Source organism: Muribacter muris (assembly GCF_001038205.1).
Lineage (GTDB): Bacteria > Pseudomonadota > Gammaproteobacteria > Enterobacterales > Pasteurellaceae > Muribacter > Muribacter muris.
In genome coordinates, this window is the sequence record NZ_JWIZ01000047.1 from 1 (window position 1) to 13873 (window position 13873).

The 13873-nt window shown below is 46.2% G+C and carries 10 protein-coding genes and 1 pseudogene; 3 read left to right on the forward strand and 8 right to left on the reverse strand.

Annotation, left to right across the window (positions count from 1 at the left end; genetic code table 11):
• Positions 1–249 precede the first annotated feature (249 nt).
• Positions 250–2025 (forward strand): AMP-dependent synthetase/ligase, encoded by a 1776-nt coding sequence (locus RO21_RS07695; protein WP_047977221.1) that lies wholly within the window; start codon positions 250–252, stop codon positions 2023–2025.
• A 166-nt stretch (positions 2026–2191) separates the two neighbouring features.
• Here RO21_RS07695 and gnd read toward each other — a convergent pair whose 3' ends face one another.
• The 8 genes from gnd to malE form a co-directional block, all read right to left on the reverse strand.
• Positions 2192–3646 carry a decarboxylating NADP(+)-dependent phosphogluconate dehydrogenase gene (gene gnd / locus RO21_RS07700; RefSeq protein WP_047977222.1) on the reverse strand — a complete coding sequence of 485 codons (1455 nt, stop codon included), beginning with the start codon at positions 3644–3646 and terminating at the stop codon, positions 2192–2194.
• A 558-nt stretch (positions 3647–4204) separates the two neighbouring features.
• Positions 4205–4507 (reverse strand): nucleotidyltransferase family protein, encoded by a 303-nt coding sequence (locus RO21_RS07710; protein WP_047977224.1) that lies wholly within the window; start codon positions 4505–4507, stop codon positions 4205–4207.
• 76 nt (positions 4508–4583) lie between these two features.
• Positions 4584–5117, reverse strand: coding sequence for a glutathione S-transferase family protein (locus RO21_RS07715; protein ID WP_157019692.1), 534 nt, complete (start codon positions 5115–5117; stop codon positions 4584–4586).
• A gap of 49 nt (positions 5118–5166) precedes the next feature.
• A complete protein-coding gene (locus tag RO21_RS07720; protein ID WP_047977225.1) occupies positions 5167–5520 on the reverse strand; it encodes a DUF1304 domain-containing protein in 354 nt (117 codons plus the stop codon).
• Positions 5521–5604: 84 nt separating this feature from the next.
• Positions 5605–7620: a 4-alpha-glucanotransferase gene (malQ, locus tag RO21_RS07725; RefSeq protein ID WP_047977226.1), complete on the reverse strand. Its 2016-nt coding sequence runs from the start codon at positions 7618–7620 to the stop codon at positions 5605–5607.
• A 56-nt stretch (positions 7621–7676) separates the two neighbouring features.
• Entirely contained in the window at positions 7677–8567 is an 891-nt protein-coding gene (gene malG, locus RO21_RS07730) for a maltose ABC transporter permease MalG (protein WP_047977227.1), read from the reverse strand.
• A gap of 58 nt (positions 8568–8625) precedes the next feature.
• On the reverse strand, positions 8626–10173 hold the full coding sequence (gene malF / locus RO21_RS07735) for a maltose ABC transporter permease MalF (protein WP_047977228.1): 1548 nt from the start codon (positions 10171–10173) through the stop codon (positions 8626–8628).
• Positions 10174–10318: 145 nt separating this feature from the next.
• Positions 10319–11503: a maltose/maltodextrin ABC transporter substrate-binding protein MalE gene (malE, locus tag RO21_RS07740; protein ID WP_047977229.1), complete on the reverse strand. Its 1185-nt coding sequence runs from the start codon at positions 11501–11503 to the stop codon at positions 10319–10321.
• Positions 11504–11823: 320 nt separating this feature from the next.
• On the opposite strand from malE, the gene malK reads away from it, so the two are divergent.
• Together malK and RO21_RS07750 are read left to right on the forward strand one after the other, a co-directional pair.
• Positions 11824–12963, forward strand: a complete 1140-nt coding sequence (malK, locus tag RO21_RS07745) for a maltose/maltodextrin ABC transporter ATP-binding protein MalK (RefSeq protein ID WP_047977230.1) — start codon at positions 11824–11826, stop codon at positions 12961–12963.
• Between the two features lie 109 nt (positions 12964–13072).
• Positions 13073–13798 (forward strand): annotated as a pseudogene (locus RO21_RS07750) (carbohydrate porin); the annotation flags it as partial.
• Positions 13799–13873 lie beyond the last annotated feature (75 nt).

Below are 13873 nucleotides of genomic sequence, written 5' to 3' on the forward strand. Positions count from 1 at the left end.
TGAAATAATTTGATTTTTATAAAGGACACACGCAGTGTGTCCCTACATTCTGTTAAAATGTCTATTTTTGTGCATTTGCTACATAATACCGCAATCCCCTCAAAAAACCGACCGCTTGTTGCTTTCAGCTCTCATTTGATACACTCTTTTCTCATTTCAGCTTACAACTGTTCATATTTTTATAGCTTTTTTCTTCGCAAAGCATTATATTAGCGAACATTTGTAAGCTGAAATAATAAGGGACACAAAATGGCATCATTAGCATTGCATTTTGTTAATCGGGTACGTGAGCAGGCACAAAAACTGGCGCAACGTACCGCATTAAAATTTATCGAAAACGGGCGATGGCAGGAAATGAGCTGGCAACATTTCCAGCAACAAATCGACTGCCTCTCTTACGCACTACTCGCACAACATATTGATATTCAAGACAAAATTGGCATTTTTGCCCACAATATGCCCCGTTGGACGATCACCGATATCGGCGCAATGCAAATTCGAGCAGTCGCCGTACCGATTTATGCCACCAACACTGCTAAACAACTGCAATATATTATCAATGATGCCGACATTAAAATCCTGTTTGTCGGTGATCAAGAGCAATTTGACCTCGCAATCGAAATAGCGCACAACTGTTCACAATTAACCAAAATTGTGGCGATGAAATCGGATATTGCACTGAACCAACACCCCCTTGCGTGCCATTGGGACGATTTCATCAACGTTGCGCCGCAGCCACAGTTGCTCGCACAACGTTTAGCCGGCAAACAACTGTCCGATCTCTTCACCTTGATTTACACGTCCGGCACGACGGGCGAGCCTAAAGGGGTAATGTTGGATTACGCCAACCTTGCCCACCAGCTCCAAGCCCACGATTTAGCCCTACCCAATGTCGATGAAAATGATGTCTCCCTCTCTTTTCTGCCGTTTTCGCACATTTTCGAGCGAGCGTGGATTGCTTATGTTTTCCACCGTGGCGCAGTAAATTGCTACTTGGAAGACACCAACCAAGTTCGCCAAGCCCTTGAGCAAACCCAGCCGACCTTGATGTGCGCCGTCCCTCGTCTTTACGAAAAAATCTACACGGCGGTATGGGATAAAGTGCAAAAAGCCCCGCTTCATCGTCGTGCATTGTTTCACTGGGCGGTGAAAGTGGGTGAGCACTATTTCCGTGCTTCATCACCGTCCCCTTGGCTAAAATGGCAGCACCGTTTAGCCGATAAACTGGTACTCTCAAAATTGCGGGCTTTGCTCGGCGGACGTATCCGAATGATGCCTTGCGGCGGGGCTAAACTTGAGCCGTCTATTGCGCTCTTTTTCCACAGCATCGGTGTGAATGTGAAATTAGGCTACGGAATGACGGAAACCACGGCAACCATTTCCTGCTGGGCGGAAAATCATTTCAATCCGCACTCTATCGGCACGCCAATGCCGAATTTAGAGGTCAAAATCAGTGCCGAAAATGAAATTTTAGTCAAAGGCGGCTCGGTAATGCGTGGCTACTATAAAAAACCGCAGGAAACTGCCCAAGCCTTTACCGAAGACGGTTTTCTCAAAACCGGCGATGCCGGCGAAATGGACTCAGAGGGCAATCTTTATATCACCGATCGGATTAAAGAGCTGATGAAAACCTCCAACGGCAAATATATTGCACCGCAATACATTGAGGGCAAGCTGGCGAAAGACAAATTTATCGAGCAAATTGCGGTGATTGCCGATGCCAAGAAATATGTCTCCGCACTGATTGTGCCGTGTTTTGACAGCCTTGAAGATTACGCCAGACAGTTAAATATTAAATATCAGGATCGTTTGGAGCTAATCAGACATTCCGATATTATTCAGATGTTTGAAAAGCGGATCAACGAATTGCAAAAAGAGCTTGCCGGCTTTGAGCAGATCAAAAAGTTCACCCTATTGCCGCAAGCATTCAGCACCAAAATGGAGGAAATCACCCCAACGCTTAAACTGCGGCGCAAAGTGATCTTGGAACGCTACCGTACGCAAATTGAGGCGATGTATTCCTAATACAAGCGGTCAGTTCCGCCCGATTTTTTACACGGCTGCCGAAGTAGCACTGCTAAAATAGATTGGGCTTTGATGTGATGATGGGCGTAGTGGCATTCGTTTGATTAGCACAATATAAAACATAAAAGGGATTGAACACCATTCAATCCCTTTTCGTTTCGGCTAATTAGACATCATACGTTGTTGAAGCGGTATTGCCGCCGCGCCCTGTCCAGTTGGTATGGAAAAACTCGCCGCGCGGTTTATCGGTACGTTCGTAGGTGTGCGCCCCGAAATAATCCCGCTGAGCTTGCAGTAGATTTGCCGGCAAACGGGCTGACGTGTAGCCGTCTAAGAAGGTAATCGCCGATGCCATACACGGCATTGGAATACCGACTTCGATCGATTTTGCCACCACTTTACGCCAATCGCTTAACGCATTTTCGAGAATAGTTTTGAAGTAATCGTCCGAACCTAAGAAAATCAGATCCGGATTTGCCTCGTAAGCATCACGAATATTGCCTAAGAAGCGGCTGCGGATAATGCACCCTTCACGCCATAATAATGCAGTTGCGCCGTAGTTGATATTCCAACCGAAGTTTTCAGAGGCTTCACGAATTAACATAAAACCTTGTGCGTAAGAGATAATTTTTGAGGCGAGTAAGGCTTTGCGTACCGCTTCAATCCAAACCGCTTTATCGCCTTCCACTTTGCCAATCGTTTTACCGAACAATTTCTCCGCCGCTACGCGTTGATCTTTGAAAGAAGAGACGCAACGGGCGAATACGGACTCGGTAATTAAGGTGAGCGGAATACCGAAATCTAACGCATTGATCCCCGTCCATTTGCCCGTGCCTTTTTGACCAGCGGTGTCGAGAATTTTTTCAACAAGCGGGGTACCGTCCTCATCTTTATAGCCTAAAATATCCGTTGTAATATCAATCAGATAGCTGTCCAGTTCGGTTTGCTTCCACTCGGCAAAAATGGCTTGCATTTCATCATAGCTTAACCCTAAACCGTCTTTTAAGAATTGGTAGGCCTCACAAATAAGCTGCATATCGCCATACTCAATACCGTTATGCACCATTTTGACGAAATGTCCTGCTCCTTCTTTGCCGACCCAGTCGCAGCATGGTTCGCCTTTATCGGTTTTGGCAGAGATCGCCTGTAAAATCGGCTTCACATATTGCCACGCTTCTTCGTTACCGCCCGGCATAATGGACGGCCCGTGTCTTGCGCCTTCTTCACCACCCGACACGCCCGAACCGATAAAGCGAATGCCTTTTTCCGCCAACGCTTTCACACGGCGGTTGGTATCCGGATAGTTGGAATTACCGCCGTCAATGATAATATCGCCCTGCTCTAAGTGTGGCAGTAACGCTTCGATAAATTGATCGACCACTTCACCGGCACGCACCATTAACATTACTTTGCGGGGTTTTTCCAATTTGTCAGCCAAATCCGCCAACGAATATGTCCCGATAATGTTCGTGCCTTTCGCTGTGCCTGCTAAGAACTCGTCCACTTTCGCTGTGGTACGGTTATATGCAACAACCTTAAATCCGTGGTCGTTCATATTCAAAATTAAATTTTGACCCATTACGGCTAAACCGATGACGCCAATATCGCCTTTTTGTAACATTTTTTGCTCCTATTTTGTTTTTAATTTTTCAATTATTGATATTTTTACTATTCAAATTATTCTCTTTTCTATATTTCTATTTCGTATTGTGCTCTAATGACTTCCAAAAATAAGTTTCAAAACCGTAAAGCCTAGTATTAGTAGAATTAACGAGGCCAATACTATATAGACACCACTTAAATAAGAAGATGTGGGACGACCCATTAAGGTTTTAGGTTTAAAACAAAGCAGTAATAGGGAGAGCAAAAATAATGTTATTTCAACATAAAAGAACAGCAAAAGCGCCATTATTGCTGCGGGATCATCGCTAAACCAGATCAATGTTAAATTAGCAATATATATTAGCGTAAGCGATATTATTGCCGATATATACATCTTAATACTGAATTTTAAATAAATGAGCAATGATGGAAACATTAAAGAAAATAATATTATACGCTCTTCCCCTTCCGGTGAGAGCAATATGAAAACGACTAAGCTGACCAAAGTCGATAATATAGAAATATGGGTTAATTTATTTTCTGTCATCTAAATCAAACATTGCATATATGCAAACAGTTATCCCTGCAACACCACATACTGTTTACAAATAATCTCCCTAAACCGACCGCTTGTGATTGCCCAATCGACAATATCCACTTTCCACGGCAGATCCGATTCCGAAAATGCCTTGCTTAAATTGGCTAATGTGGCTAAATTTAGCGGTTGCTCGCTTATAATCGCCAAATCTAAATCCGAGTAGGGTTTAGCGGTATTTTTCACTCTCGAACCAAATGCCCAAACGGTATATTGGGGAATTTCCCGTTGTAAAATCCCTTTGACGATCGCCAAATGTTCGGGCTGAATAGCCAGTTTACTCATTTTATCTAAGCACCCTATTACTTTGCCGCCAGCCACTCGGCTAAGGTTGTCAAACCGAGCAAGCGTTGCTGATAACTTAACGATGCAAGCCGTAGGTTTCAATCCGCAGCGCAACGGGGACGAAAAACGCATCTACCGCCGTAAAACGGTCGCCCGCCAAGAAGTCTCCGCCAAATCGGGTAAGCCCTTGCTGCCAAAGTGCGTCCAATCTTGCCAGTTCCGCAGCCAGTTCGGGCGTAATATCCGCTAATTCTACCCGATCAAGCGGTCGGAAATCACAAATATTTCGCAAATGCTCAAATCCAGCGTGCATTTCCGCACACGCCGAGCGAGACCACGCCCGTGCCTGCCAATCCTGCGCCCAAATATGCGGGTAATGTTCGGCGATAAATTCAACAATCGCAAGGCTGTCCCAAATAATGTGATCTTGATAATGCAGAACGGGAATTTTAGCGGTGGGCGAAAAGGTGAGAAATTGCGTGCGTTGGGCGGCTTTGTCATCAAGGTAGGCAACATTGATCTGCTCAAACGGAATACCGCATTGTTTCAATAAAATCCAAACCCGTAGCGACCACGAGGATTTCGGGGGATTAACATAAAGTTTCAACATTGTTGCTCCTTTTGCAAAAACGGCTGATGATCCGACCGCTTGTTAGCGTTCAACACCTCCATAAATGAGCGATGAACGCCAGCACCGCCGGCAAGCCTTGTTTGAATAAAATGCTGCGATTAGCGGTGAACGCACCGTAAACAGCCGCGATAATAACGCAAATAAGAAAGAAATCAATCACGAGAGGTTGCTGAATCCAGAGTGAAAACACCAGCCCTGCGCCTAGAAAGCCGTTGTACAAGCCTTGATTGGCAAACAGCGTACGGATTTTCGGGTTGGCAAGATCGCTGTCATCAAGGCGGAAAATCCGCCGTGCCGCCGCACTATCAAGGGCAAATATTTCCAAATAGAGAATGTAGAAATGCTCTACGGCAACTAAAACGGTTAAAATATCAGCTAACATACAATGCTCCGAGAAACTGTCTTGAGCATTGTACGTTAATTTTGCCCGAACGGACAATAGCAGATGGGGATAATCGAATACCGGTTAGCCTTTGCGTTTCTGTTCAATCTCGGCGAGCAGGGTTTGAATATCTGCGTCGGCAAAGATGTCCGCTGTGGTTTTGCTTAATTTATGCCGCCAGTTCGGGTACTCGGTGCTTGTGCCGGGGATATTGACCGGCTCGAGCATATTCAGCCAATCTTCCGGCTGCGTGCCGAACAAGGCACTGTTAGTCGCCGCCACATAGCTTTGTAATTGGTGGTTGAAGGTTTGACTAACATTGTCGCTGTCGGCTTCTAACGCCTGCCCCGATTGCTCAACGGCACGGCGAATATCCACCTTATTGTGCCGGCGTGTCCGCTTTAAGATCTCCAACACCTTTTCATTTGGGTACACGCCGAATTTTTGCCCCAATTCAAAATCATAACCTTGCCAGTAGCCTTTGACGGTTGGTAAATCGTGGGTACTTAGGGTCGTCATTGCTGAATAAGGATAATGCGCCAACGGTTTGCTGCCGTGTTGATCGTACTCAAAATAGAAAATATTGTAAGCCAAAATGCCTTTTGCCGCAAGGCTTTCCAGCATTCCTTTCGGCACTGTGCCTAAGGCTTCGGCGATAATCAAACACCGATGGCGTTGGCTCTCTAATGCCAAAATCGAGAGTAAATCTTCCAGCGGATATTGCACATAAGCACCGTTCTTGGCACATTCGCCTTTCGCTACCCACCACATTCGAGCAAAACCGAGAATATGGTCGATACGTAATGCGCCGCAGTGTTTCATATTGGCACGCAGTAAATCAATAAAAGGTTGATAGCCTCTCGCTTGTAATACTTCAGGGTGCATCGGCGAAAGCCCCCAATTTTGCCCCTGCGGTGCCATAATATCCGGCGGTGCGCCGACCGAAGCACCTAAAACGTAGAGATCTTTATCCGCCCACGTTTCAGCACCGTTATCCGCCACGCCAACCGCCAGATCCCGATAAAAGCCGATCGGCATATTGAGCTGTTGCGCGGTATCATTACAGGCTTTGAGTTGCTGCTCGGCAATAAATTGCAGCCACATATAGAAACGGACTAAATCCGCCTGTTCCGTTTGAAATTTTGCTACGCAAGCGGTGCGATAGTCCTGATATTCTGCCAACCAGCAATTCCAGCCCCATTGTTCGCTAAACTGCTCGCTCAACCACTGATGCAAGGCATCAAACGTGCCTTGAATTTTCAAGGTTTCGCCATTGTCGGCGATAAAGCGTTCAAATTCGGCTTGGGGCTGCTGTTTGAATTGTTGATAGGCAAAACGCAAGCCGGTCAGCTTCAACCGCATAACCTGTTCATAATCCACATAGTCGCTGGCTCTCGTGGCTTGTAATTGCTGCTGAACCTCGGCGGAGTGAAACCACTGCTGTGCCGCATCACTTTGTTGGAAGGCATCAACTTGGTTCACATCAATATAAATAATATTTTGCCAGAGGCGAGAAGATGGGCTGTACGGGCTTGCCCCTGCCGGATTTGCCGGAAAAAGCGAGTGAATCGGGTTTAAACCGACAAAATCACCGCCTTTTTCGGCAATTTTGGTGAGAAACTGTTGCAGATCGCCAAAATCGCCAATCCCCCAATTCTGCTCGGAACGTAGGGTGTAGAGCTGTAAAATTGCCCCCCATAACTTCTGTTTTTGCTGCAATTCGGCGGGCTGAAATGCGGTTTTAGGCGTAACGATAAGGCGACATTGAGCGCTATGTCCGGATAATGTCAGTTGATGATAGCCCAACGGGAGATCACGGGGCAATTCAATACTATTGCGCTTAATTTTGCCGCAAAGCTGTTCGCCGTTTTCAAGGCTAAGTTGGTAATGTCCGTGGATTTTGCGGGTACGATCCGCCACAAACAACGGGATAAACACCGGTTCGCCCTGTTTGACCACCTTCACAAGCGGTAAGATCCGGCGACTTTTTGGCAAACCGAGCAAAGCGCTGATATCGTGGTAAACCTTTGGATCAGCATAAACTCGGCGACCGTGTTCATCAACAAAATAACGATACAGAAAAGGGTGAGTATATTTCATTCTAATGTCCTATTTCGCTTAAAGCGGGCAAACTGAATGTCCGCCCGTCCGTGTAACTAACCTTTCACACCACCGGCGGTTAAACCGCCCACTAACCAGCGTTGCGCAATAATGAAGACCAACGTAATCGGGATTGCCGACAGAATAGCGGCAGCGGCGAAGTCGCCCCACAGATAATTTTGCGGGTGCAGATATTGCTGCATTCCCACCGCTAAGGTGTAATTGCTCACATCACGCAGCAAGAGCGAGGCAACCGGCACTTCAATAATCGCCGAGATAAAGGCGAGGATAAACACTACCGCCAAAATCGGCACGGATAACGGCAATAAAATTAAGCGGAAAGTTTGCCACGGGCTTGCGCCGTCTAGGGCGGCGGCTTCTTCGAGGGATTTGTCGATCGTTTCAAAGTAGCCTTTGATCGTCCAAACGTGCATTGCAATCCCGCCTAGATAGGCGAAAATCACCCCGCCGTGGGTATTCAATCCTAAAAACGGCACATAATTCCCTAAGCGGTCGAATAAGGCATAGAGGGCGACCAGCGATAACACCGCCGGAAACATTTGGAAAATCAACATACTTTGCAGCAACATTGATTTACCGGCAAACCGCAGGCGGGCAAAGGCATAAGCGGCGGTGGTGGACAGTGCCAGGGTAATAATTGCCGTTACCCCCGCGACTTTCACCGAGTTCCATAGCCACAATAGCACCGGGAACGGCGGTGGCGTAACGCTGCCGTCGGCATTGGTTACGCTAAAGCCAAGTGCCAATTTCCAGTGTTCGAGCGAAATTTGACTAGGGATAATTTCCCCTAACGCTAAGTTACCGGGACGCAGGGATATGCCTAAAATCATCAGTAACGGAAACATAATCAGCGCACAAAAGCCGATCAGAAAAAGATGAGTGGCGAATAAACGCACTTTCATTGATTTCGGTTGAACAATCGCCATAAGACTTTCCTATTAAAAATGGTTAAGGGGGCAGGATTTTGCCCCGCTCTCAAAAGGGTTAATCCTGTTGTAACTTGGTTAGACGAATTTGGAATAATGCCAAGCCACTTACGAGTAAGAAGATGATTACCGCAATCGCTGCTGCTAAGCCGAAGTCTTGCGAGCCGCTGCCTTCAAAGGCGATACGGTAGGTATAGCTCACCAATAAATCCGTATGCCCTGCCGGTGTACTCGTGCCGATCATTGCCGGACGCCCTTGAGTTAAGAGCTGGATCAAGACGAAGTTATTGAAGTTAAACGCAAAGCTGGCAATCATTAGCGGCATCAACGGTTTAATCAACATCGGCATCGTAATTTTGATGAAATTTTGCCATACGCTTGCACCGTCAATTGCCGAGGCTTCGTAGAGATCTTGCGGGATCGCTTTCAACAAGCCCATACAGACGATCATCATATACGGATAACCTAACCAGGTATTGACGATTAACAACATCATTTTGGCAAGGAAGGGATCATTAAACCATTCAGGGCGAATCCCAAACAGGGTGTCTAAAATCAGGTTAATTTCGCCGAAACTTTGGTTGAATAAACCTTTGAACACCAAAATGGAGATAAAGCCCGGCACAGCATACGGCAGAATAAGCAGTAAACGGTAAGCCGCTTTGCCTTTCAAGGCTTCCCACTGGACTAACGATGCGAAGATCATTCCGAGTAAAGTTGTAAACACCACGGTGAGCAGGGCAAAAATGACCGTCCAGATAAAAATTTGGATAAAGGGTTTCTGTACGCCTTCATCGGTTAAAATTTTGATGAAATTCTGCCAACCGACCCCGACGGTATAACCCGGCTCCAAGCGTTTGGCACTAAACTGCCCTTGCTCGTCAATTTGTTGAAAAAAGCCGATATAGTTATTCGGCTGATAACGCTCGCCCGTTTCTTGATTGGTCAAAATCTCGGTGGTTTCGTCAAAATGATAGCGGGCGCTCTGCTGCGAAAATTGGCGTAACGAACTCATCGTCAATCTCTCTTCGCTCGGTAACACCACATTGGCATTTTGCAATGCTTGACGGTTTTGGGTGATAACTTTCAATGGGGCAACCGGCAAGCTCGGCAGCTCGGCAACTTCCGCCACCTTGATGTCTGTCGCTAAATCCGACAAGACAAGCGGGTCGGAAAGATAGATTTTTTGCAAATGCGTATTTTGCAGTGCCATTTGATGCTGCCCCTGCCCGTTATCCAGTAATTTAAAATCAAAACGTTCACCGGAAAAATAGGTTTGGCTTTTTAATTGGCTAACCACCCGCTCAAACGAAAGTTGATTGGAGCCGCTATAATTGGTAAAGGCAATCACTACCGTACAAAGTAACGGAAAGACGACAAAAATACCGATTGCCGATACACCGGGGAAAAGATAACGCCAGCGGTAAGCCTTTTGCGAGCTAAACACATAAATGCCGGCGGTTACTAACACGAGCGTAACTAAGGCAAACAGAATTTCACCCTGTAAGTAGATGGTAAACACCAGATAAAAGGCAATTAAATAAAGCAGTCCGACTAAGACGCGTTTCGTCCAAGCGGACGATGAAGGTAAGATTGAGGATTGCATTGTGTTTTCCTTATTTTTATAGGAATCCGAGTATAGATTAAATGCCCGCTTCAAGAACGGCAAAGGGGATCAACATACCATTAAACTTGAATAAATGTGTCGAAATCCCCCTTTAGTCAGGGGGAAACCTTTGTCAAAAAGATCATTATTCTTTTTCGATTTTCGCTTGCGCTTCATCTAACGCCGCTTTCACGCTTTGGCGACCATTAACCACACTGTCGATCGCCGCTTTTTCGGCATACCAGAAACGGCTCATTTGCGGAATATTCGGCATAATTTCACCGTTTTGTGCGTTTTCCATTGTCGCCGCAATGCGAGGGTCAGCCGCCAGTTTTTCTTGATAGCTCTTCAATGCTACCGCTCCCAACGGTGCATCTTTGTTGATCGTCTCTAAGCCGGCATCCGTGAGGACGTGATTTTCTAAGAACTCTTTCGCTAAATCTTGGTTCGGGCTGGCTGCATTTACCGCCGCACTTAATACGCCGACAAACGGCTTGCCGGCGTGGCCGTTTAAGGTTGGCAAGACAGCAACACCGTAATTGATACCGCTTTTCTCAATATTTGCCCACGCCCACGGACCGTTGATCGTCATTGCCGTGTTCCCTTTGTTGAACGAGGCTTCCGCCACAGAATAATCCGTATCGGCGTTAAGCACTTTTTTATTCACTAAATCCGCGACAAATTGCAAGCCTTTTTGTGCCGCTTCGTTGTTCACGCCAATATCTTTCACATCGTAGCCATTAGCGGTTACTTTAAATGCATACGCCCCTTGGGACGAAATCAACGGCCAACTGAAATAGGGTTCGGCTAAGTTCCACATAATCGCACTTTTGCCTTTCGCCTTGAGATCTTTATCTAAGGCTTCCACTTCCTCCCACGTTTTCGGCGGGGTCGGCACTAAATCTTTGTTATAAATAAGCGAAAGAGACTCTAGCGCAATCGGATAGGCAATTTGCTTACCGTTATATTTGGTGGCATTCCAACCAATATCGGAGAGTTTTGCTTTAAAAGCAGCGTCCGGATGAATTTCGGCTAATAAGCCCGCTTGTGCATAACCGCCAAAACGGTCGTGGGCAAAAATGATAATATCCGGGCCATCACCGGTTGCCGCCACTTGCGGGAATAATTCTTCAAGTTTGCCCGGATGCTCAACCAAGACTTTCACCCCCGTTTCGGCTTCAAATGCTTTACCGACTTCCGCCAAACCGTTATAACCTTTATCGGCGCTGATCCACACATTTAATTGCCCTTCGACTAATTTCGCATTGACACCCTGTGCCATCACAAGTCCGGCAAAGACGGCTAACGCTGTATTTGTAAGTTTTCTCATCGGATTTTCCTCATTTTGACGTGATTGGAAGAACGTTTTACGTTCTGAATAATGAAAAATTTCAAGGTTGAGTTCATCATCCCCCTCCCTCCCCCCCTCTGCCTAGAATTAGTGATCGACTTCACACTTTAACCGAAAAAACCTCAAAATGAGAGCGAGATCACAAAAAAATGCGCTTAAATTGTGATCTAAATCACAAATCTTCACACAAAATTTTCCATTTAAATTGCCAAAAAATTTTACAAAAGTATGATTTCAAATCCTACTTTGGCGGGTAAGCTAAGCCCAAAACTCAAATTAAATCGAAAAGGATAGTAACTATGGCAGATGTGAGATTAGTGAAAGTCGGAAAATCCTACGGTGATGTGCATATTTCTCGGGATATTAACTTAGAGATAAAAGAGGGTGAATTTGTGGTGTTTGTCGGCCCTTCCGGCTGCGGAAAATCCACCGTGCTCAGAATGATTGCCGGCTTAGAAGAGATCAGCACCGGCGATTTATTCATCGGCGATACCCGAATGAATGATGTCCCGCCGGCAAAACGCAATATCGGAATGGTCTTCCAATCTTACGCCCTCTATCCTCATCTCACCGTGGCGGAAAATATGTCGTTCGGGCTAAAACTGGCAGGGGCGGCGAAAACCGATATCGAACAAAAGGTCAATCAAGTCGCCGAAATTCTGCAACTGGCACATTTACTACAACGTAAACCGAAAGAGTTGTCCGGCGGACAACGCCAGCGGGTTGCGATCGGGCGAACGTTGGTTTCCCAACCGGATGTGTTCCTACTGGACGAGCCCCTGTCCAATTTAGATGCCGGGTTACGGGTACAAATGCGGGTCGAAATCTCCAAACTGCACAAAAAACTCGGTCGCACAATGATTTATGTTACCCACGACCAAGTCGAAGCAATGACGCTCGCCGATAAAATTGTGGTATTACAACCGCTCGGAAACAGCACAAAAATTGCAACGAATGTGGCGCAAGTCGGCAAACCGCTCGAACTCTATCATTATCCGGCAAACCGCTTTGTTGCGGGCTTTATCGGCTCGCCGAAAATGAATTTTTTACCTGTCAAAGTGATTGATGTCAAAGCGGATGGCGTAAAAATCGAAGTGCCGGATGCGAATAACCTCAATTTCTGGGTACCGGTGGACAGCCAAGGCGTGAAAATCGGCGACAACCTCTCGCTCGGTATCCGCCCGGAACACTTGCTGCCAAGCGAGCAGAGCGAAATTAACATCAGCGGCACGGTAAAAGTGGTTGAGCAACTGGGTAACGAAACCCAAATTTATGTCGAGCTGCCTGCCATCAAACAGAGCCTTGTCTATCGCCAAAACGATATTGTGTTGGTTGAAGAGGGCGACACAATGGCTATCGGCATCAACCCGAACCGTTGCCACCTTTTCAAAGAAAACGGCAATGCCTGCCGCCGTCTCTTTAAAGAACTCGGCGTATAACCTTTTCATAGTGTAAAACGTCCCCTATTTATTTAAGGTTCATTTATGAAAATAAATGAATAGGGGTTTCTTTACCCAAAATTTTAATAAAAGCTAAAGGAGCTTCTCTATGAATATTAACAAAACCCATTTATCCCTCTTAGTTGCCGGCATTGTTGCTTCCAGCTCGACCTTTGCTCTTGAATTTCACGGCTATGCCCGTTCGGGGATCGGCTGGACATCCGGTGGCGGTGAGCAATCTGCTTTCACCGTGAACGGTGGCGGGTCAAAATATCGTTTGGGCAATGAATCGGACACATACGCCGAATTTAAACTGGGTAAAGAGCTGTATAAAGCGGGCGAAAAATCCATCTATCTGGATTCCAATGTTGCCTACGGCGGTACGCTACATAATAACGACTGGACAGCAACCAGCCCTGCTTTGCGTGAATTAAACGTACAGTTCAAAAATTTCGCCGACAGCCTACCGGGCGCAACGCTTTGGGCAGGTAAACGCTTCTATCAACGCCACGATGTTCATATGAACGACTTCTACTATTGGGACATTTCCGGCCCGGGTGCCGGGGTAGAAAATATTGATCTCGGCATTGGTAAACTCTCCCTTGCCGTTACCCGTAATACTGAAGAAGGCGGTGCATTTTCTTACTATTATGATTACAACAAAAAAGCCTACGTTAGCAACCGTGATAGCAAAAAAGAGGTCTATAACGACATTTTCGACATACGTTTAGCCGGCATTGAATTATAGCAAGACGGATCTCTCGAGCTGGGTTTTGACTACGGCAACGCCCACAAAAAAGATAACAGCCTTTATGCCAACAACAACCCGACCAAAAAAGCTATTTGGCAACATTGGAATTACGATAATCATAGCCGAAATACTGCAAAATAGATTATTAAAAATATTCAT

Excerpts from the sequence above, each read along its gene's own strand:
- malE (WP_047977229.1), bottom strand. The coding sequence starts at position 11,503 with ATGAGAAAACTTACAAATACAGCGTTAGCCGTCTTTGCCGGACTTGTG.
- RO21_RS07710 (WP_047977224.1), bottom strand. The coding sequence starts at position 4,507 with ATGAGTAAACTGGCTATTCAGCCCGAACATTTGGCGATCGTCAAAGGG.
- malF (WP_047977228.1), bottom strand. The coding sequence starts at position 10,173 with ATGCAATCCTCAATCTTACCTTCATCGTCCGCTTGGACGAAACGCGTC.
- RO21_RS07720 (WP_047977225.1), bottom strand. The coding sequence starts at position 5,520 with ATGTTAGCTGATATTTTAACCGTTTTAGTTGCCGTAGAGCATTTCTAC.
- malG (WP_047977227.1), bottom strand. The coding sequence starts at position 8,567 with ATGGCGATTGTTCAACCGAAATCAATGAAAGTGCGTTTATTCGCCACT.
- RO21_RS07715 (WP_157019692.1), bottom strand. The coding sequence starts at position 5,117 with ATGTTGAAACTTTATGTTAATCCCCCGAAATCCTCGTGGTCGCTACGG.
- RO21_RS07695 (WP_047977221.1), top strand. The coding sequence starts at position 250 with ATGGCATCATTAGCATTGCATTTTGTTAATCGGGTACGTGAGCAGGCA.
- malK (WP_047977230.1), top strand. The coding sequence starts at position 11,824 with ATGGCAGATGTGAGATTAGTGAAAGTCGGAAAATCCTACGGTGATGTG.
- gnd (WP_047977222.1), bottom strand. The coding sequence starts at position 3,646 with ATGTTACAAAAAGGCGATATTGGCGTCATCGGTTTAGCCGTAATGGGT.
- malQ (WP_047977226.1), bottom strand. The coding sequence starts at position 7,620 with ATGAAATATACTCACCCTTTTCTGTATCGTTATTTTGTTGATGAACAC.